The organism is Mangrovihabitans endophyticus, from assembly GCF_014646155.1.
Classification (GTDB): Bacteria; Actinomycetota; Actinomycetes; order Mycobacteriales; family Micromonosporaceae; genus Actinoplanes; species Actinoplanes endophyticus.
Genome location: NZ_BMMX01000002.1, coordinates 271,523 through 293,632 on the forward strand (window position 1 = coordinate 271,523; position 22,110 = coordinate 293,632).

7 protein-coding genes and 1 pseudogene are annotated in these 22,110 nt (G+C 72.0%); 7 read left to right on the forward strand and 1 reads right to left on the reverse strand.

Going from position 1 to position 22,110, the window contains the following annotated elements:
• Positions 1-7: 7 nt before the first annotated feature.
• From IEY73_RS05740 to IEY73_RS05770, 7 genes and pseudogenes are all read left to right on the forward strand, one after another.
• A complete protein-coding gene (locus tag IEY73_RS05740; protein WP_189078022.1) occupies positions 8-4,699 on the forward strand; it encodes a type I polyketide synthase in 4,692 nt (1,563 codons plus the stop codon).
• A 92-nt stretch (positions 4,700-4,791) separates the two neighbouring features.
• Positions 4,792-14,043 (forward strand): annotated as a pseudogene (locus IEY73_RS05745) (type I polyketide synthase); the annotation flags it as partial.
• Positions 14,040-15,725, forward strand: a complete 1,686-nt coding sequence (locus IEY73_RS05750) for a type I polyketide synthase (RefSeq protein ID WP_229715564.1) — start codon at positions 14,040-14,042, stop codon at positions 15,723-15,725. The pseudogene IEY73_RS05745 and the gene IEY73_RS05750, both read left to right, overlap by 4 nt.
• Positions 15,722-16,576 (forward strand): 3-hydroxyacyl-CoA dehydrogenase family protein, encoded by an 855-nt coding sequence (locus IEY73_RS05755; RefSeq protein ID WP_189078024.1) that lies wholly within the window; start codon positions 15,722-15,724, stop codon positions 16,574-16,576. Before IEY73_RS05750 ends, IEY73_RS05755 begins: the two co-directional genes overlap by 4 nt.
• Positions 16,577-17,069: 493 nt before the next feature.
• On the forward strand, positions 17,070-18,410 hold the full coding sequence (locus IEY73_RS05760) for a cytochrome P450 (protein ID WP_189078025.1): 1,341 nt from the start codon (positions 17,070-17,072) through the stop codon (positions 18,408-18,410).
• Positions 18,411-18,422: 12 nt separating this feature from the next.
• Positions 18,423-19,400: a terpene synthase family protein gene (locus tag IEY73_RS05765; protein WP_189078026.1), complete on the forward strand. Its 978-nt coding sequence runs from the start codon at positions 18,423-18,425 to the stop codon at positions 19,398-19,400.
• Positions 19,397-20,395, forward strand: a complete 999-nt coding sequence (locus tag IEY73_RS05770; protein ID WP_189078027.1) for a polyprenyl synthetase family protein — start codon at positions 19,397-19,399, stop codon at positions 20,393-20,395. The genes IEY73_RS05765 and IEY73_RS05770 overlap by 4 nt, the downstream gene beginning before the upstream one ends.
• A gap of 252 nt (positions 20,396-20,647) precedes the next feature.
• On the opposite strand, the gene IEY73_RS05775 is transcribed toward IEY73_RS05770, so the two are convergent.
• A complete protein-coding gene (locus IEY73_RS05775) occupies positions 20,648-21,961 on the reverse strand; it encodes a helix-turn-helix domain-containing protein (protein WP_229715566.1) in 1,314 nt (437 codons plus the stop codon).
• Positions 21,962-22,110: the final 149 nt, after the last annotated feature.

Consider the following 22,110-nt stretch of genomic DNA (forward strand, 5'->3'; position numbering starts at 1 on the left):
ACGCATCTTGCCTGAAGAACAGAAGCTCCGCGACTACCTGAACCGGGCCGTGGCCGACCTGCGCCGCGCCCGCGACCGGATACGCGAGCTTGAGCAGGCCGGCCGTGAGCCGATCGCGATCGTGGGCATGGCCTGCCGCTATCCCGGCGGCGCGAGCACGCCCGAGCAACTCTGGCGCATCGCAGCCGACGGCGTCGACGCCGTGTCGGACTTCCCCGCCGACCGCGGCTGGGACGTGACCGGCCTGTACGACCCCGACCCGAGCCGAACCGGCCGGACCTATGCGCGGGAAGGGGGGTTCCTGCACGACGCCGCCGAGTTCGATGCGGAGTTCTTCGGCATCTCGCCCCGCGAGGCGTTGGCCACGGATCCGCAGCATCGGGTGGCGCTGGAGACCGCCTGGGAGGCCCTGGAACGGGCGGGAATCGACCCGGCCGCATTGCGCGGCAGCCGGTCCGGCGTGTTCGTCGGCGCCACCTATCAGGACTACGCCAGCCGGCTGCACGAGGCGCCCCCGGAGCTCGAAGGCTACCTGGGCACCGTCAACACCTTCGCCGTCCTGTCGGGCCGGTTGTCGTACACCCTCGGCCTCGAGGGGCCGGCGGTCAGCGTCGACACCGCCTGCTCCTCGTCGCTGACGGCGACACACCTGGCCGCACAGTCGCTGCGCCGCGGCGAATGCTCCCTGGCCCTGGCCGGTGGTGTCACGCTGATGTTCACCCCCTCGGCCTTCCTGGAGTTCAGCCGGCAGCGCGGCCTCGCACCGGACGGCAGGTGCAAATCGTTCGCGGCGGCGGCGGACGGGGTGGGGCTGGGCGAGGGCGCCGGCATGCTGGTCCTGGAACGGCTGTCCGACGCCCGCCGCAACGGCCATCCGATCCACGCGGTGATCCGTGGCTCGGCCGTCAACCAGGACGGCGCGTCCAACGGGCTCACCGCGCCCAACGGCCTCGCCCAGCAGCAGGTCATCCGGCAGGCGCTGGCGGACGCCGGACTCGGCACCACGGACGTCGACGCCGTCGAGGCGCACGGCACCGGCACGACGCTGGGCGACCCCATCGAGGCCACCGCCCTGCTGGCCACGTACGGGCACGAGCGCAGCACACCGCTGCTGCTCGGGTCGATCAAGTCCAACATCGGGCACACCCAGGCCGCTGCGGGGGTCGCCGGTGTCATCAAGATGGCGCTGGCGATGCGGCACGGGTCACTGCCGCGGAGCCTGCACATCGACGCGCCCTCGGAGCAGGTCGACTGGAGCTCCGGCGGCATCGAGCTGCTGACCGGCGACAGACCCTGGCCCGACACCGGCCGGCCTCGCCGTGCCGCCGTCTCCGCGTTCGGCATCTCCGGCACCAACGCCCACCTCATCCTCGAACAGCCGCCCACCGACCTGACGCAACCGCCCGCCGTCGTCGGCCAGGCGCCGACTGCCCCGGTTGCCTGGGTGCTGTCGGCGCGGTCCGAGGCGGCGCTGCGGGCCCAGGCCGTCCGGCTGCAGACCGTCGACGCGGACCCGGCGGACATCGCGTACACGCTGGCCGCCAGGACGAGATTCGAGCACCGCGCGGTGATCGTCGGCAACGACTCGACGGACCTCGCGCAGGGCCTGTCCATCCTCGCGACCGGGAACGGCAAAGGCCCCGTCATCCACGGCACGGCCGCCGGCAGCACCGGGCGCGTCGTCTTCGTCTACCCCGGCCAGGGCACCCAGTGGACAGGCATGGGCCGCGATCTCCTGCAATCCAGTGCGGTCTTCCGCGACGAGATCACTGCCTGCGACAACGTTCTCAGGGCGCTGACGGGCTGGTCGGTGCTGGACGTGATCGCCGGTGCCGACGGGGCGCCGCCGATGGACAGGGTCGACGTGGTGCAACCCGTGCTGTTCGCCGTGATGGCGGCGCTGACGACCCTGTGGGACCAGTTTGGGGTGCGGCCGGACGCCGTCGTCGGGCACTCGCAAGGCGAGATCGCCGCCGCATACGTCGCCGGTGCGCTGTCGCTGGACGACGCCGCCCGGATCGTGGCGTTGCGCAGCCGGGCGCTGCTGGCGTTGTGCGGGCGCGGCACGATGCAGACCGTTCTCGCTCCCGAGGAGCAGATCCGTGAGCTGTCGGACCGCTGGGAGGACGGGTTGTGGATCGCCGCGGTGAACGGCCCGGCGACCGTGAGCGTGACCGGTGATACCGAGTCGCTGGCCGCTCTCAACAAGGCACTGTCGCGCGCCAAGCTGATGCGCTGGCAGCTTCCGGGCGTGGACTTCGCGGGCCACTCCGGTCAGGTGGAGGGCCTGCGGGCGGAGCTGACCGAGGTGCTGGCCTCCCTCACCCCGATGACCCCGAAGGTGCCGATCTACTCCACCACCGAGCGGCAGTGGATCGACGGACCGGTCATGGACACCGGCTACTGGATCCGCAACCTGCGCCAGCCGGTGTGGTTCCGGGCTGCGGTCGAGCACCTGACCGAAGCGGGTTTCGGTACGTTCGTCGAGGTCAGTCCGCATCCGGTCTTGACCGTCGCGGTCCAGCAGACGGCCGAGGCCCTCGACCGGGAGGTGATCGCCACCGGTTCGCTGCACCGCGACACCGACGGACCGGGCCGGATGCTCACCAGCGCGGCCGAACTGCACGTACGCGGGGTGAACGTGACCTGGCCGACCGCGGGCGCCCTCGCTGAGCTGCCCACCTACCCCTTCCAGCACCGGCGGTTCTTCCTTGAGGAGACACCGCCGACGGGAGGCGGACTGGACGAGCGGCTCTGGGCAGCGGTCGAACGCGGCGACCTGGCCGAGGTGCTCGGCGTGGACGGGGACACGCCCCTGAACGCCGTCCTGCCGAAGCTGTCGTCGTGGCACGCGGGTTCCGCCGTACAGCAGTGGCGCTACCGGGTCGAGTGGCAGGCGCGCAGCGACACCCCGCCGGCGAACCCCGGCACGGTGCTGCTGGTGTCCGGCCCGGAAACGGACGTCGGCGACGTCCGGCGCGGGCTCGTGTCCCACGGCGTACGGGTGGTCGACCGCGAGATCAGCGACCGTTCCGATCGCAGATCCGTGGCGGCGGCTCTGTCCGGCGTGGAGGCGGACATCGTCGTCTCGGCGCTCGCCTTTCTCGACGACGGGCTGGCCGCGACTCTCACGCTGGCCCAGGCGTTGGGTGATCTGGCCATCGGCAGTCCACTGTGGTGCTTGACCCGTGGGGCCGAGACCAGGCCGGGGCAGGCGCAGATCTGGGGCCTCGGCCGGGTCGTCGGCCTGGAGCACCCGGACCGGTGGGGCGGCCTCGTCGACCTTCCCGCCACCGTCGACGACACCGCGGCCGCACGGCTCGTGGCGGCCCTGTGCGGCACCGAGGATCAGGTGGCGGTCCGGCCCGGTGGCACCTTCGTCCGGCGGCTGCGCCGGGCCCCGCTGCCCACCGACCGTGCCCCCGGCGAATGGCGCCCCCGGGGCACGGTGCTGGTCACCGGCGGCACCGGGGCGGCCGGGGCGAACGTCGCCCGATGGCTGGTCCGCAGCGGGGCGGAACACGTCGTCCTGGCCAGCAGGCGGGGGCCGCACGCCCCCGGCGCGGCCGAGCTGCGGGCCGAGCTCGGAGCGGGCCTGCACATCGCCGCCTGCGACGTCTCCGAGCGCGACGAGCTCACGGCGCTGCTGGCCGGGTTGCCGGGCGAGCTCACCGCCGTGGTCCACGCCGCCGGGATCGGCGAGTACGCGCCGATCGCCGAGACGACCCCCGAGGCCGTCGCCGCGACCCTGGCGTCCAAGGCTGCCGGCGCGACCCACCTGGACGAGCTGCTCAGTGACGTGCCGCTCGACGCCTTCGTACTGTTCTCGTCGATGTCCAGTGTGTGGGGCGCCGGCGGCCAGGGTGCCTACGCTGCCGCCAACGCCCACCTCGACGCGCTGGCCGCAAACCGCCGCGCCCGGGGCCTGGCAGCGACCTCGGTGGCCTGGGGTTCCTGGGGCGGCCGGGGCATGGCAGCCGCCCCGGGTCAGCGCGAACAGCTCGACGCCATCGGCCTGCCCCCGATGCCCCCGGAGCTCAACGTCCTGGCCATGCGGCAGGCTGCGGCCCAGGGCGATGCCTGCGTCGCGATTGCGGACGTACGCTGGGACAGGTTCGCCCCGACCTTCACCGCCCGGCGGCCGAGCCCGCTGCTCTCCGGGATCCCGGAGGCCGTGCAGGCGATCGACGGCTCGCCCGAGGAGACGACCGACTCGGATCTGCGGCGGCGCCTGGCGCCGATGCCCGCCGACGACCGGCGCCGCACGGTCCTGGCCCTGGTCCGGGCGGAGGCCGCCGCCGTGCTCGGTCACGACACCCCCGACAACGTCCGGGCGGATCAGGCGTTCAAGGACATCGGTTTCGACTCGCTGACGGCGGTCGAGCTGCGCAACCGGTTGACCGCGGCGACCGGGCTACGGCTGCCGGTCACGGTCGCGTTCGACCACGCCGCCCCGGCCCGGTTGGCCGAGTACCTGCTGTCCGAGCTGATCGGAGAGGACGACGCGGACCTTCTCCAGCAACTGGACCATCTGCGGGACACGGTGACCGCCGCCGAACCCGGCGGGGCCACCCGGATCGAGGTGGCAGCCCGGCTACGGGCTCTGCTGCGCACCCTCGACGACGTGTCTCCCGACGACGACCTCACCGCCGACGAGGACGTGTTCGACGTACTCAGCAAGGAGTTTGGCATCTCATGAGCGAGGACAGGGTTCGCCACGTCCTGAAGCAGGCCACCGTCGAACTGCGCCAGGCCACCCGTCGCGTCCGAGAACTCGAGGAACGCGACCGCGAGCCGATCGCGGTGGTCGGCATGGCCTGCCGCTATCCCGGTGACGTCGGTTCGCCCGAGGACCTGTGGCGGGTGGTGGCCGAGGGCGCCGACGTGACCTCCGACGCCCCACAGGACCGCGGCTGGGACCTGGACGCCCTGTACGACCCGGAGCCGGGCAAGGCCGGACGCACGTACGTCCGCCGTGGTGGCTTCGTGCACGACGCGGCGGACTTCGACACCGAGTTCTTCGGCATCTCGCCGCGCGAGGCGCTGGGCATGGACCCGCAGCAGCGGCAGTTGCTGGAGACCTCGTGGGAGGCGCTGGAGCGGGCCGGGATCCGGGCGTCGGCCCTGCGCGGCAGCCGCACGGGGGTGTTCATCGGTGCCTGCTACACGGGGTACGGCTCCCGTGACCAGGATGTGGCCGACGAGGTGTCCGGCTATCTGGTCACCGGCGACGCGATGAGTGTGGCCTCGGGCCGGATCGCGTACACGCTCGGGTTGCACGGCCCGGCGATCACCGTGGACACGGCCTGCTCGTCCTCCCTGGTGTCGATCCACCTGGCCGCGCAGGCGCTGCGGACCGGTGACTGCACGCTGGCCCTGGCCGGTGGCGTGGCCGTGCTGTCCACCAACCGCGGGTTCATCGAGCTCAGCCGGCAGCAGGGGCTCGCCGCGGACGGCCGCTGCAAGCCCTTCGCCGCCACCGCCGACGGCATGGCCTGGGCCGAGGGCGTCGGTGTCATCGTGCTGGAGCGGCTGTCCGACGCGGAACGCAACGGTCACGAGGTGCTGGCGGTGATCCGCGGCAGCGCGATCAATCAGGACGGGGCGTCCAACGGGTTGAGCGCCCCGAACGGCCCGGCCCAGGAGCGGGTGATCCGTGCCGCGCTGGATCGTGCCGGGTTGTCGCCCGCCGACGTCGACGCCGTCGAGGCCCATGGCACCGGCACCAGGCTGGGCGACCCGATCGAAGCCTCCGCTCTGCTCGCCGCCTACGGCCGGGCCCGCCCGGCCGAGCGTCCGCTGTGGGTCGGATCGGTGAAGTCGAACATCGGCCACCCGCAGGCCGCGGCCGGGGTCGCCGGCGTCATCAAGATGGTGCAGGCCCTGCGGCACGGAGTTCTTCCGCAGAGCCTGCACATCGAGGAGCCCACGCCGCACGTGGACTGGTCCTCCACAGCGGTGGCGCCGCTGGTCGAGGCACGGCCGTGGCCTGAGACCGGGCGGCCCCGCCGGGCCGGGGTGTCGGCGTTCGGCATCTCCGGCACGAACGCCCACGTGATCATCGAGCAGGCCCCGGAGCCGGCCGCCGACCCGCCGGAGCCTCAGCCGGCCGCCGACCCGCCGGAGCCCGGCGCGCAGAGCCCGCTGCCCTGGGTGCTGTCCGGCCGCTCCCGGGCGGCGCTGCAGGCCCAGGCCGGACGGCTGCTCGCGCACCTGCGGACGCAGCCGCTGCCCGCTGCCGACATCGCGTACTCGCTGGCGGCCACCCGGGACGCTCACGAACACCGGGCCGTGGTGCTGGGCGAGGACAGGGACGCGGCGTTGGCCGCGCTGGCCCAGGGGCGTCCGGCCGACGGGCTCGTCCAGGGTGTGCTCGCGCCGGAGCGCGGCAAGACCGTCTTCGTCTTCCCCGGGCTGGGCTCGCAGTGGGCGGGCATGGCCGTCGAGCTGATGGCCGCCTCGCCGGTGTTCGCCGCGCGGATGGCCGAGTGCGAGGCCGCGTTCGACTCGCTCGTCGACTGGTCGCTGACTGACGCGCTGAGCGATCCTGCGATGCTGGCCCGGGTCGACGTGGTCCAGCCCGTGTTGTTCGCGGTGATGGTGTCGCTGGCCGCGCTGTGGCAGTCGTACGGTGTCACGCCCGACGCTGTCCTCGGTACCTCCCAGGGTGAGATCGCCGCCGCCTGTGTGGCCGGTGCCCTCAGCCTCGCCGACGCCGCAGTCGTGGTGTGCCGCCGCAGCCAGATCACCGCCGAGGATCTGGCCGGGCGTGGTGGCGTGATGGCGGTGGCCATGGGTGTCGACGCGCTGACGTCGCTGCTCCCGCGCTGGCAGGGTCGCCTGTCGGTCGCGGGGGTCAACGCGCCCACGGCGACCCTCCTCTCCGGTGAACCGGCGGCTCTCGACGAGCTGTACGCCGAACTGGAGCGGACCGGGGTCCGGGCGCACCGGCTGAAGGCCGACTACGCCTCGCACTGCGCGCAGGTCGAGTCGATCCGGGAACGGCTGCTGACCGCCCTGGCGCCGGTCGCGCCGACCGGCGGGAGCATCCCGTTCTGGTCCACGACCACCGCCGGCCCGGTGGCCACCGAGGGGCTCGACGCCGGCTACTGGTACCGCAATCTGCGGCAGACCGTCCGGTTCCACGACACCGTCGGCGCGCTGCTCGAAGCGGAGCACACGACGTTCGTGGAGATGAGCCCGCATCCGGTGCTGACCGTGGCGGTGCAGGAGATCGCCGAGGCCGCCGGGGTGGAGGTTCTGGCCACCGGCACGCTGCGCCGCGACCACGGTGGTCTGGAACGGTTCCTGCTCAGTGCCGCAGAGCTGTACGCCGGTGGAGTGGACGTACGCTGGCCGCTGGCGGGCCGTCGCGTCGCCCTGCCCACGTACGCCTTTCAGCGGCGGCGGTACTGGCTGGAGGCGGAGCCGACGAGCCGACCGTCGAGGGTGGACGGTCTGCGGTACCGGATCGGCTGGGAGAAGCTGCCCACCGGCACCGGTATCGGCAACGGCACCGAGCCGGCCGGACGCTGGTTGCTGCTGGCCGAGCCAGGCGACGAGCGCGCCCCGGTGATCGCCCAGGTGCTGGACGCCGAGGTGGCATCCGGGATCGACAGTGCGGGGCTGCGCCCCTACGACAACGTCGTGGCGATGCTGCCCGCCGCGCAGATACCGGACGTGGTCCGGGCTCTGGACGGCGGTGTGGCGAAGCTGTGGTGTGTCACCTCCGGCGCGGTGTCGGTGCGCGGCGAGCCCGTCCGGCCGGAGCAGGCAGAGATCTGGGGACTGGGACGGGTCGTCGCCCTCGAGCACCCGGCGCTGTGGGGTGGCCTGATCGACCTTCCCGGCGAGCTCGGCGAGCGTGCGTCCAGCCGGCTGCGCGGGGCCCTCGGCGGTACACACGGCGAGGACCAGCTCGCGATCCGCGAGGACGACGTCCACATCCGGCGGTTGCGGAGGGCCCCGCTCGGCTCCACCACTCCGGTCCGCGACTGGCAGCCGGCGGGCACGGTGCTGGTCACCGGTGACGGCGGCCCGGCCGGGTCCCACGTCGCGCGCTGGCTTTCGCGCGCGGGCGCGGACCACGTCGTGCTCACCGGCGCCGGCCCCGATGCCGACGAGGTGCGCGCCGAGCTGGACCGGGACGGCACCGAGCTCAGCGTCGTCGACTGCGACCTCACCGATCGCGACGAGGTGGCCGCCATGCTGCGCTCGTTCGCCCCGATCCGGGCGGTCGTGCACCTCGCCGGACTCACCCGGCTGGCCCCGGTCGCCGAGCTGAGCCGGGCAGAGTACGCCGAGATGGTCCGCTCCCGGGCCGGTGCCGCCGACCTGCTCGACGAGCTGCTCGACGACGACCTGGACGCGTTCGTGCTGTTCTCCTCGGTGGTGGGGGTCTGGGGTAGCGCCGAGCATGGTGCGTTCGCCGCCGCCCACGCCCACCTCGACGCCCTGGCCCGGCAACGGCGGGCCAGGGGGCGGCGGGCCCTGGCCGTCGCGTGGGGGTTGTGGGACTTCGGCGGGGAACAGGCCGAACACCGGTTGCGTGGCACGGGTTTCCTGCCCCCGGTGGTGGCTATCGAGGCGCTGCAGCAGGCCATAGCCCACGACGAGACCGAGGTGACGGTGGCCGAGGTCGGCTGGGACAGGTTCGTGCCGGTCTTCGCCTCGGCGGGTCCCCGTCCGCTGCTGCTGGGCGTCCCCGAGGCCCGGGAGCTGTTGGCAGCCGAGCCCGCAGAGCAGGACTCCCCGCTGCGACAGCGCCTCACCGGCCTGCCCGAGGCCGATCGTCGTCGGGAGCTGCTCACTGTGGTCCGCGAGCAGGTGGCAGCGATCCTCGGGTTCACCGACGCCGAGGCGGTCACGCCCAAGCAGCCGTTCAAGGATCTCGGCATCGATTCGCTGACCGCCGTCGAGGTCCGCAACCGGCTGAGCACGGCGGCGGGTTTCCGGTTGCCGTCCACGCTGGTCTTCGACTACCCCACCCCGCAGGCGCTGGCGGAGTTCCTGCGCGCTGCGGTGTTCGGCGAGGACCACCAGCCGGCCACGACCACCGCCACCGCCACCGCCGACGAGCCGATCGCCATCGTCGGCATGAGCTGCCGCTTCCCGGGCGGGGTGACCTCGCCCGAGGGGCTCTGGCGGCTGGTCGCCGAGGGCCGCGACGCCACCAGTTCCTTCCCGTCCGACCGTGGCTGGGACCGTCGCTGGTACGACCCCGGACGCGGGCCCGGCAAGTCCTACGTCTGGCGCGGCGGCTTCCTGGACGGGTTCGCGGACTTCGACCCGGCGTTCTTCGAGATCAACCCGCGGGAGGCCATGGTCATCGACCCGCAGCAAAGGCTGCTGCTGGAGATCTCCTGGGAGCTGTTCGAGCGGGCCGGCATCGACCCGGCGGCCCTGCGCGGCACCCGCACCGGCGTCTTCGTGGGCAGCAACATCCAGGACTACATGGCCCACGTCCTGCAGGGCGACGACCTGACCGGCGGGTACGCCGGTGTCGGCAGCGCCGCCAGCGTCATGTCCGGCCGGGTCGCGTACGTGTTCGGGCTGGAGGGCCCGGCGATGACCGTGGACACGGCCTGTTCGTCCTCGCTGTCGGCGATGCACCTGGCCGTGCAGGCCCTGCGCCGCGGCGAGATCCCGATGGCGCTGGCGGGCGGCGTCACCACGATGTCCTCGCCGCTGAGTTACGTCGAGTTCAGCCGTCAGCAGGGCCTGGCCGCCGACGGGGTCTGCCGGGCGTTCTCCGGCGACGCGGACGGCACCGTGCTCTCCGAGGGTATCGGCATGGTGCTGCTGGAGCGGTTGTCCGACGCCGAACGGCACGGCCATGAGGTGCTGGCGGTGATCCGCGGCAGCGCGGTCAACCAGGACGGGGCGTCCAACGGCATGGCCGCTCCGAACGGCCCGTCGCAGCGGCGGGTGATCCAGGCGGCGCTGGCCGACGCCGGGATGACCGCCGCCGAGGTGGACGTGGTCGAGGCCCACGGCACCGGTACGAAGCTGGGCGATCCCATCGAGGCGCAGGCGATCCTGGCCACCTATGGCCGGGAGCGCCGCGAGGCGGGTCCGCTGTGGTTGGGTTCGCTGAAGTCCAACATCGGCCACTGCCAGGCCGCGGCCGGGGTGGGCGGGGTGATCAAGATGGTGCTGGCGATGCGGCACGGTGTGCTGCCCCAGACTCTGCACGTCGCCGCGCCGACGCCGCACGTGGACTGGAGCGCCGGTGAAGTCCGGCTGCTGACCGAGCAACGGCCGTGGCCGGTGACCGATCACCCGCGCCGGTTCGGCGTTTCCTCGTTCGGGTTGTCCGGCACCAACGCCCACTTCATCGTGGAACAGGCCCCGGCTGCGGCGACCGCCGCGTCCCCGGCGCCGGCGCCGGCGCCGGCGGACGAGATCGTCGCTGTTCCGTTGTCGGCCAAGAGCGACCGGGCCCTGGCTGCGCAGGCCGCCGCCCTCGATGGCGCGGTGGCGGCCTTCGGACCGGCGAACGTCGGCTACTCCCTGGCCACCACCCGGGCCACGCTCGACCACCGGGCGGTTGTCATCGGCGAGGACGTGCGCGCCGGTCTGGCCGCGCTGGCGTCCGGCGCCGACGCGGAGAACGTCGTCCGGGGGGTGGCCCGTAGCGTCCGCGAGGTGGTGTTCGTCTTCCCCGGCCAGGGTTCCCAGTGGGCGGGGATGGGCCGCGACCTGCTGGATGCCTCGCCGGTGTTCCGCGCCGAGCTGACGGCGTGCTCGGCGGCGTTCGAGTCGCTGCTCGGCTGGTCGGTGCTGGACGTGGTGCGGGGCGCGCCGGACGCGCCGCCGCTGGCCCGGATCGACGTGCTCCAGCCGACCCTGTTCTCGGTGATGGTTTCGCTGGCGGCCGTGTGGCGGTCGTGGGGCGTGGTGCCGGCGGCCGTGACGGGCTCCAGCCAGGGCGAGATCGCCGCGGCCTACGTGGCGGGTGAGATCGACCTCGCCGACGCCGCCCGGGTTGTCGGCCTGCGTGGCCGGCTGTTGCAGGAACACCTGGTCGGCAAGGGCGTGCTGGCGTCGGTCTCGCTGCCGGCCGGCCAGATCCGGGACCGTCTCAAGGCCTCCGGCGGCGCGTTGAGTCTCGCCGGCGTGAACTCCCCGACCTCGGTCACGGTCGCCGGTGACGTGGCGTCGGTGGAGAGGCTGGTGGCGGAGCTGACCGCCGAGGGGGCCCGGGCCCGCCTGGTGGCCTCCTCCGTGGCGACGCACAGCGATCAGGTCGACGGCATCCGGGACGAGTTGACGGCGGTGCTGGCCCCGGTCAAGGCCCGGCGCGGGCAGGTGCCGTTCTTCTCGTCGGTCACCGGTGTGCGGCGGGCCCCGGGAACGCTGGACGGGGCGTACTGGCTGGCCAACATGCGCGAGCCGGTCCAGTTCGAGCGCGCGGTCCGTGGCCTGCTCGATGCGGGGCACCGGATTTTCCTCGAAGCGAGCCCGCATCCGGCGCTGGCCGTGCCGATCCAGGAGATCCTGGACGAGGCCGTGCCCGAGGCTGCGGTGCTGGGGTCGTTGCGGCGCAACGAGAACGGCCGCCGGCGGCTGCTCACCGCGCTCGCCGAGCTGCACGTGCGCGGCGTGCCGGTGGAGTGGGCCGCGACCTTCGCCGAGGGCAGCGTGCGGCGGGTGGAGCTGCCGACCTATCCCTTCCAGCGCAGCCGGTTCTGGCCGGACTACGCCGGGCAGGTTGCGCAGCCGATCGAGGGGAACCCGCTGGGCCACGCCCTGCTGACCTCAACGCTGCCGTTGGCCGGGGGCGACGGCCTGGTCGTGCTGGGACGGCTGGCAGCGACCGGCACGCCGTGGTCGGCGGGGCAGTCGCTGCCGGCGGGCGTCCTCGTCGAGCTGTCCATCCGGGCCGGTGACGAGGTCGGCTGTGACGTGCTGGCAGAGCTGGAGCTCGGCGCGCCGTTGACGGTGCCGACCGACGGCGTCCGGCAGCTCCAGCTCCGGATCGGCGCGGCCGATGCCGACGATCGCCGAGCCTTCACCCTGCATTCCAAGGCCGACGGCGAGGCGTGGTTGACTCACGCCACCGGTGTGCTGGCCCTCGGAGCGTCCGTGCCGGACTTCGACCTCACCGCGTGGCCGCCACCGGGCGCCGTGCCGGAAGCCGGGCGGATCTGGCGGCGCGGCGGTGAGACGTTCGCCGAGGTGGAAGTCGACGGGGAGGACGACCGGTTCTTGATCCACCCCGCGCTGCTGGGCTCGGCCCTGTCCGAGGATCGGATCCCCGTGCGCTGGCAGGGGGTTTCGCTTTATGCCGCCGGAGCCCGGGCGCTGCGGGTGCGAACGGTGGAGGTCGGCGACGATGCCGTCTCCGTGCAGCTCGCCGACCGGTTCGGCAAGCCGGTGGCGATACTGGGCTCGGTCACCTACGGCGCGCCGAAGCCGGCGCCGCCGGAGGACGCCCTGTACGGGCTGGACTTCGTCCGGGTTGCCGTGCCCGACGCCGGCCCGGAGTATGTGGCCGTCGACGACCTGGACGCGGTCGGGCCGGTTCCCGCGCTGGTGTTGCTCCACCTGCACGCGGCCGACGCGCATGCGGCGACGGCTCAGGCGGCCGAGGCGGTGCGGAAGTGGCTGGGCGAGGAGAGGTTCGCCGATTCACGGCTCGCGGTGGTGACGAGAAGGGCCGTCCCCACCGATGACGTGACGGATCTGGTCCACGCCCCGGTGTGGGGCCTGATCCGGTCCGCGCAGTCGGAGCACCCGGATCGGTTCGTCCTGCTGGACACCGACGGCAGCGTTGCACCGCTGGCCGCCGCGGCCGCGAGCGAGCCGCAGGTGGTCATCCGTGACGGTGTGGTGCTCGCGCCGCGCCTGGTGAGGATCGCTCCGCAGACCAGCGAAGCCGGCCTGTTCGACGGCGACGGCACGGTCCTGATCACCGGCGGCACCGGTGCGCTCGCGGGCCTGCTCGCCCGGCATCTGGTCACCAACCATGGTGTCCGGCACCTGCTGCTGATCAGCCGCAGCGGCGCGCACGCCGCCGGCGCGGGCGAACTCGTGAGGGAGCTGACCGCGGCCGGCGCGGAGGTGCGGATAGCGGCCTGCGACGTCAGCGACCGGGCGGCGCTGGTGGATCTGCTGGCCACGGTCGAACGCCCGCTGACCGCGGTGGTCCACACCGCCGGGGTGCTCGACGACGGCCTGATCGCAACGCTGACGCGGGAGAAGATCGATGCCGTGCTGCGGCCCAAGGCCGATGCCGCGATGGTGCTGCACGAGCTGACCAGGGATCTGCCGCTGAAGGCGTTCGTGCTCTATTCCTCGGGTGCGTCGGTGCTGGCCGGGGCCGGGCAGGGCAACTACGCGGCAGCCAACGCCTTCCTGGACGCCCTGGCCGCGTACCGCCGGGCCAACAAGCTGCCGGCGGTCAGCCTCGGCTGGGGATACGCCTCACAGGCCAGCCGCATGACCGAACATCTCGATCGCGGCGGGCTCACCGACCGGATGGCCCGGCTCGGCGTGCTGCCGATCTCGCCCGCCGAGGGTCTCGCGCTGTTCGACGCGGCGGTCGGCGGGACCCGGCCCGTGGTGTTCCCGCTGCGGCTGGACCACGACGTACTGCGCGCCAGCGTCACGCCGCTACCTGCTGTGCTCCGCGGCCTGGTCCGCACGAGCGCCCGCCGCGTCGTCCGGGACGGGTCGGCGGTCGAGAGCTCGCCGGTCGAGCGGCTGGCCGGCCTGAGCCGGGCCGAGCAGGAGGAAGCTTTGCTGGCGTTGGTGCGCGGCGTGGTCGCCGGTGCGCTCGGTCACGCGTCCGCCGCGGACGTCGTACCGGACAAGACGTTCAAGGAGCTCGGCTTCGATTCCTTGACCTCGGTCGAGGTGCGCAACCGTCTCAGCGCGGCGACCGGCCTGCGGTTGCGGGCCACCGTGGCCTTCGACCATCCGACGCCGATCGCCGTCGCCCGTTTCCTGCGGGAGCAACTCCTTCCGGAGCCGGATGACCTGGATTCGGCCGACCTGTCGACGCTGATCGATCTCGCCCTGGAAGGTGAGCGCCCGTGACCGTGGACGTGGACCGGCTGGCCGCCGCGCTGCGGGCGGCGATGCGGGAGAACGAGCGGCTGAAGCGGGAGGCCACGGGTACCGACGAGCCGGTGGCCATCGTCGGCATGGCCTGCCGGTTCCCCGGCGGCGTCAGCAGCCCTGACGAGCTCTGGGACTTCGTCGCGCAGGGGCGGGACGCCATCGGGGTCTTCCCGGCCGACCGGGGCTGGTCGACAGCGGGGTTGCCCTGCACCGGCGGCGGTTTCCTGCATGATGCCGCCGACTTCGACCCCGGGTTCTTCGGCCTGTCCGAGGCGGAGGCGCTGGCCTCGGATCCGCAGCAGCGGCTGCTGCTGGAAACGTCGTGGGAGGCCTTCGAACGGGCCGGCATCGACCCGACCTCGTTGCGCGGCAGCCGGACCGGCGTGTACGCCGGGGTGATCTTTCACGACTACAGCTACCGTCTGCCCCGGCCCGCGCCGGTCGCCGGGCACACGTACTTCGGCAGCGCCGGAAGCATCGCAGTCGGCCGCCTGGCCTACACCTACGGTCTTGAGGGCCCGGCGATGGCCCTGGACACGGCTTGTTCCTCCTCGCTCGTGGCCCTGCACCTGGCCGTGCAGGCGTTGCGCCGCAACGAATGCTCGCTGGCCCTGGCCGGCGGCGCGACCGTCATGGCGACCACGGAGATGTTCGAGGAGAGCGCCCGCAACGGCGACGGCCTGTCCGCCGACGCTCGCTGCAGGTCGTTCGACGCCGCGGCCGACGGGATGGGCCTGGCCGAGGGCGTCGGCCAGCTAGTTTTGGAGCGACTGGCCGACGCCCGCCGCAACCGGCATCCGGTGCTGGCCGTCGTCCGCGGCAGCGCGCTGGCCCAGAGCGGCGCCGGGAACGGCTTCACCGCGCCCAACGGCCCGTCCCAGGAGCGACTGATCCGGGCGGCCCTGGCCGATGCCGGTCTGAACGCGGCCGAGGTGGACGTCGTGGAGGGGCACGGTACCGCCACCCCGGTCGGCGACCAGATCGAGGTCAACGCGCTGCTGACGACGTACGGGCAGGATCGCGCCAATCCGGTGCTCCTCGGCTCGATGAAATCGAACTTCGGCCACACCCAGGCGGCGGCCGGCGTCGGCGGCGTGATCAAGATGGTTCAGGCCATGCGGCACGGGCTGCTTCCCCGATCCCTGCACATCGACGCGCCGATCCCGCAGGCCGACTGGTCGCAGGGCGCGGTGCGGTTGCTCGTCGACGCCGAACGGTGGCCGGTCACCGGACGGCCGCGCCACGCCGCGGTGTCCGCGTTCGGCGTCAACGGCACGCTGGCCCACGTCGTGCTGGAACAGCCCGAGCCGGACGAGACGCCGGTCCCGGCCGCCCCGGCAACCATCGTGTGGCCGCTGTCGGGTCACACCGCCGCGGCGTTACGTGAACAAGCGTCCCGGCTGCTGGACCACTGCACGAAAAACGCTGACCTGGCGGCGCTCGACGTGGCGTACTCGCTGTCGCGGCGGGCCCGGCTGGCCCACCGCGCCACGGTGTCCGGCGCCGACACCGCCGAGCTGCTGCGCGGCCTGGCCGATGTGGCGGGCGGTCGCGTCACCCCGGAGTCCGATGCGGTCGTTCCCGATGGACGGCTCGTGGCTCTGCCGACATACGCCTTCCAGCGCCGACGGTTCTGGCTGGATGAGGAGGACCGATGACAGATCCGGTAGTGATCGTGGGCGCCGGGGTGATGGGGACCGGGATAGCCACGCTCGCCCTGGTCCACGGCACGCCCGTGACCCTGGTCGACACAGTCGAGGAGAAGCTGACCGCCGCCGGTCCGATCATCGCCACGGGCCTGCGGACGGCCGGGTTGATGGGCGCCGCACCGGCCGGTGTCGAGCCCGCCGGGCTGACCCTCGTCACCGGCCTCGCCGACGCGCTGGCGGCCCGCCCGGCGGCGGCCGTGATCGAGGCGATCACCGAGGACGCGGGCCGCAAGGCCGACGTGCTCGCCCGGGTGTGCGCGGCCGTCAAGCCGGGCACACCGCTAGTGACGAACACGTCCTCGATCCCGATCGACGAGCTGGCCCACGCCGTGGCCCGGCCCGAGGACCTGCTGGGCGTCCACTTCATGAACCCGTCCTACCTGATCAGCACGGTCGAGCTGGCTCGTGGCCGGCGCACCGGCGCAGCGGCCGAGAGCACGGCCGTCCGGGTGCTGGAGTCGTGGCGGCGTAGGGTGATCGTCGTGCGGGACGCCCCCGGCTTCGTGACCAGCCGGCTGCTCCACCCCATGATCAACAACGCCGCGCGGGTGGTCGAGGAGGGCACCGCGTCCGTGGCCGAAGTGGACGAGCTGATGCACGGATGCCTCGGCCACCCGACCGGCCCGTTGCGCACGGCCGACCTGATCGGCATCGACAACCTCGTCGACTCACTGTGGGTGCTGCACGAACGCAGCGGCGACGAGAGCTGCCGGCCCTGCGACCTGTTGCTGTCCAAAGTCCGCGACGGCCACTTCGGCCGCAAGAGCGGTCGTGGCTTTTACGAGTACGGAAGCCGCTAGTGTCGCGTGTCTGAGGTCTCGTGCCGGTGGGCTTTGGTGAGCTGGTCGGCGGGTTTGGTCCAGCGCAACGGTTCGCAGCGCTGGTTGCAGGCGTCGATGAACGTGCGGATCGCGGCGATCAGAGCAGTGACGCTGCTCGACCGGCTCGGCCGCCCCCAGGGCCGCCGTGCGCGATATATCGCGGGGAAGAGCTGTCGATGACCGCAAGGGCCGAATGGAATGTCTGATGGGGCCGTCCGCATTGATCACATTGACTCGTTCCTCGTCCCGATGATTCGATAACGCAGATCTTGCCGACGGCTCCAGGAGAAGTATTCATCTCCGCCACTCTCCATTCATCTTTTCGTGAACCTTTTTCAACGTGGCGAGGCCGGCAGATGCCGCCGCTGGTCGACGGGGCGCAACCGACGGGCTCGATGCCAGGTTGAATAAGGTTCAGTGCCGTGTAACGCCTGCGAGGGGTCCTATGTCAATGGCTACGCGGGAACTGCCGATGGTTGCCTCACGCAATTTTCTCGGTGGCGCCTTCTCCTTCAAACGCGACCAGCTCGGCTTCCTGGCTGGCGGTATCCGTGAGCACGGCGATCTGTTCCAGTTCCGACCACTGGGTCTGCCGATGGTGATGGTCAACCACCCCGACCACATCCGGCACGTCCTGGTGGACCACGACGACCGCTACGACAAGGACGCGAGCCTGTTCCGGATCGTGCGTCCGGTGCTGCGGGACGGCCTGATCGCGATCACCGACAAGAAACGCTGGCGCCGTCAACGCACGATGATGGCACCGCACTTCACCCCGCGTACGGTCCGGAACTTCGCCCCGAACATGACCGACGAGACGCTGCTGATGCTGCGGCGCTGGGAGGCCCGCCCGGAGCCGGAGGCCCCGCTCAACGTCACCGACGAGATCGGCCAGTTGGCCCTCCGCATCGTCAACCGGTCGCTGTTCAGCGCCGACGTCAGCGCCGCCGCGATGGCCTTCGAACGGGCCTTCTCCGACGCCAACGACCTGCTGGGCGCGTTCTTTCGGCTGCCGTTCCCGCCGCTGACGTGGCCCACCGTCCGCCGCCGCAAGCTGCGCGCCGCGATCGGCGCCATGGACGACTTCATCTCCGGTGTGCTCCAGCAGCGCCTCAACAGCACCGAGCAGGAGCCGGCCGACCTGCTGACGCTGCTGATGCACAGCGTCGACGACGACGGCCACGAGATGGACCTGGAACAGTTGCACCACGACGTGCTGAACCTGTGCATCGGCGCGTTCGAGACCACCACCAACGCGTTGTCCTGGTCCCTGTACCTGCTGGCCCGGCATCCGGAGGCCGAGAAGACCTTCCACGCCGAAATTGACAGCATCCTCGCCGACCGGGTGCCCACCTTCGACGACCTGCCGGAACTGCCTTACACGCGCATGGTGATCGACGAGACGCTGCGGATATATTCGCCGGCGTACATGACGATGCGCCGGGCGATGGTCGACGACGAAATCGCCGGATACCGTATTCCAGCGAACAGCAACGTGCTCATCAACAGCTTTCTTCTGCACCGGCACGCGGACTTCTGGAGCGACCCGGACGCATTCATTCCCGAGCGTTTCCTGCCCGAGCGGGTGGCCGAGCGGCCCAAGCATGCCTACGTGCCGTTCGGCAGCGGACCCCGGGTCTGCATCGGCAAGCACTTCGCCCTCACCGAGCTGGTCATGGCGCTGGCCACCATCGGGCGCACGCACCGGCTCGTCCTGGGCGAGGGTGCGCCGGCGGTCGAGCCCGAGCCGCTGATCACGCTGCACCCGCGCGGAGGCGTGCGCCTGCAGGCCGTGCGTCGCTTCCAGGATTGAGGGAGGCCCATCGTGAGAGACATCGAGTGCCCGTTCCCCTATCAGGTCAACCCGTTTCTCGAGCAGGCGCGAGAGCGCCTCGTGGCCTGGACCGCCCGGACCGGCCTGCTCGGCACCGCACGGGCCCGGGAGCGCTTCGACCGGGCCGACTTCGGCTGGTTCGCGGCCATGGTCTACCCGACCGCCGACGAGGACGCCATCGATCTGATGGTCCAGTGGTTCGCCTGGCTGTTCCTCGTCGACGACCAGCTCGACGACGGCAGCTTCGGTCGCTCCCCGGAGCGGATGGCCGAGTCGGTCGGTCAGATGCGGGCCATCCTCAGTGGAGCCGAGCCCGGTGGTCCGCTGCCACCGGTCGCGGGTGCGCTGGCCGACCTGTGGACCCGCACCTGCCTGCACGCCTCGCCGGCCTGGCAGGCCCGTTACCTGGCCCACCTGGAGCAGTGCCTGATCACGGCGACCATGTGGGAGGCCGAGAACAGGGTGCAGGGGCGGGTTCCGGACGAGCAGACCTACATCGCCAAACGCCGGCACACCGGCGCCATCTACGTCTGCATGGACCTCATCGAGATCGCCAGCCGGGTCGAGATCCCGGAGGAGTGCTACGGCCGGCCCGATCTGGTGCGCGCCCTGGACGCCTCCAGCGACGTGGTCGTCTGGGTCAACGACGTCTACTCGCTGGCCAAGGAGCGCTCCCTGGGCGAAGTGCACAACCTGGTGTACGTCATCGAACACCACCGCGGCATCAGCGAGCGCGAGGCGTTGGAGGTGATCCGGGCCATGACCGAGGAGCGTACGAATGACTTCCTCGACGCCGAGCGCCGGCTCCTGTGCGACCACCCGGACGACCATCAGTGGCTGGGACCTGTACTGGCCGGGATGCGGACCTGGATGCGCGGCAACCTCGACTGGTCGCGGCGCACCAAGCGATACACCGAGACGCCGGCCGGCGGCTACCTGGAACCGACGCTGATGGACTCCGGTCGGTGACCGCGGTCCGCCCGGGCGCCGACGCCGAGGAATTCCTGCTGCGGGCGCGCCGGCTGACCGGCCCGGCGTTACGCGACGCCGTCCGCCGGCTGCCGGAGCCGACCCGTGGGATCGCCGAGTACCACTTCAGTTGGGATCACGGACAGGCCGGCAAATCCGTACGGGCGGCGCTGGTGCTCGCCGCCGCCGAGGCGCTGCACGGCCCGCCCGAGGACGCGGTGTCGGGGGCGGCCGGCGTCGAGCTGGTGCACAATTTCTCGCTCATCCACGACGACCTCATGGACCGCGACCCGCTGCGCCGGACCCGCCCCACGGTCTGGTCGGCGTACGGCGACTCGCAGGCGATCCTGACCGGCGACGCCCTGCTGGTGGTGGCGATGCACGTCCTGGCCGACCACCCACCGGTGCTGCGGGAGGTCTGCGCGGCGCTGCTGGCACTGGTGGACGGCCAGAGCGCGGACCTGGCGTTCGAGAGCCGCACGGACGTCGGCCTGGACGAGTGTGTGCGGATGGCAGCCCTCAAGACCGGTGCGCTGCTGGCCAGCTCGTGCGCGATCGGCGGCATGCTGGCCCGGGCGGAGCCGGCCCGGGTCGAGGCGCTGCGCCGGTTCGGGCACCACCTCGGGCTGGCGTTCCAGCTAGTGGACGACATCCTCGGGATCTGGGGACAGACCCAGGTCTCGGGCAAGCCGGTCGGCGCCGATCTGCGCCGCCGCAAGAAGTCGTTGCCGGTGGTGGCCGCGCTGAACGCCGGCGGATCGCACGCGCGACGGCTGCGCGAGATCTACCACCCCGGAGCCGGGCCGCTGGACGACGACGACATCCAGTCGGCGGCCGAGCTGATCGAGCTGGCTGGCGGCCGGGCCTGGGCGGAACGGCAGGCCGAGCACCACCGCACGGGAGCGATGGCGGCCCTGGCCGCGGCCGAGCCGACAGGCGAGGGAGCGGAGATCCTCGTGGCTCTGGCGACGCTGGTCTGCCGGCGGGACCGCTGATCGCGGCGTCTCACCGCCGGTGACCTGTCGTGATCCGGCGTAACGATCGAGCAGATCGCCACGGACTTCGGGGTCCATCCGATGACGTTGTTCAAGTGGCTGCGCCAGGCCGACACCGACGACGGCTCCAAGCTGCCGAAAGTCCCTGTCAGGATGACCGAAGGCAGCCCCATGGCCTTGAAACCACCCGAATGGGGGATGATGCCAAGAGGCCCCTTGTCTCTTTGGCTGGTGCGCCCATGCTGCGGACTTCTACGCGACGCCGATGCGGGTCGCGAAGGCGCGTACGCCGGAGAGGCTGTGGCTGGCGGGCGCGGACAACAGGTCGCGGGTGAGCTGCTGCGACCAGGGTCGATAGCGGACTTCCTCGGGCACGTCACGTTCCGCGGCGAGCAGTGTGTCGAACGCGGCGGCGGCCCGGCCGCGGCCCTGTAGGGCTAGGGCCGTGTCTTCCCAGTACCGGGCGCGGCGTTCGCCGTCGGGGATGGTGCGGGGGTCGACTCTAGCGGCGTAGTCCACGGCGGCACCGTAGTCGCCGAGCTTACGAGCGACGCCGATGCGGTAAACGGCGAGCTCGGTGGTGTTGAAGCGGGTGGACGTTGCGGCTGCGTGGGCTGGTTGCTCGGCTTCGGCCAGCAGCGTCCGTGCGGTGTCGCGGTCGTCGCGGATCGCCGCGGTGTAGGCGGCGACGGCCAGCAACTGCCCGTACATGGCGTGGGAGGCGGCAGCGGTATCCGCAGTATCGTGGAGGTTTCTGGCGGCGTCCAGGACGAGCTTCTGGGCGCTACCGGGGTGGTCGACGCGACGCAGGATGGTCGCGGCGAGTCGCTGGCTTTCGGCCATGATCAGCGGGTCGTTGCCGGCGGCTGCGGCTTGCACAGCCCGGTCGGCGGTGACGCAGGCGAGGCCGTTGTCGTACAGCTTGATGAGCAATTGGGTCGCGACGGCGTACGCCTCGGCGAGGCGCTGCGCCGCAGTAGCCTGCTCGCTGATGTCGGCGGCCGATCGGCTGGCGGTCGCTTGGGCGAGCAGCTTCGGCAGGCGCCGGGCGAGCCGGGTGTAACGGGTGGCCCGGTAGTCTGCGCGGGCGGCAGCGATCTGGGCGGCCAACTGCTGGCCGGGCAACGGCTCGGCGGTAATCCGGCCGAACAGCACATCCTCGATCGTGTGACCGGTCGGCGCGGCGGCGGCCGACGATGCCGGCAACGCCGCAGCGGCGGCGGCGGCGGCAAGAAAGTTGCGTCGGTGCACGGTGTCGCCCCCTCCGTCCACGGTTGCGGCCAGAGTAGACCCGCTGGCCGGTCCGGACGTGTTTGCCAGGCCGAACATCTCCAGAGGTACGTCGTACAGGTCAGCCAAGGTGCGTAACTCGGTGACATCACGGATGCCGCGGCGACCGCTCTCCAGCCGCGACAGCGTAGACGCCGAGTAGCCGCCGGCCGCACCAAGCTGCTCGAGGGTCAACCCGGCAGCGAGCCGGGAAAACCGGAGAATCGTGGCGTAGTCGCGGGCGTGAACTGCCCGCCGGACCGCCGGATTGGACGTCCACTGCGAGGGTGCGGTCACGGTGGCTCCGTTCATCGCACGGGGAGTTTCAGGGTGACCGCCCGATTGCAGATCACGCAAGGCGCTTGCACGGAAAGTGACATGCCTTCCTCGCGGCGCCCGCAGCCGGTGCACTGGATCCAGCGCCCGCCTCACCTCTTCCAGTGGGC

Bases quoted from the DNA above. Each gene is read 5' to 3' on its own strand.
- IEY73_RS05755 (WP_189078024.1), top strand. From the start codon at position 15,722: ATGACAGATCCGGTAGTGATCGTGGGCGCCGGGGTGATGGGGACCGGG.
- IEY73_RS05760 (WP_189078025.1), top strand. From the start codon at position 17,070: ATGGTTGCCTCACGCAATTTTCTCGGTGGCGCCTTCTCCTTCAAACGC.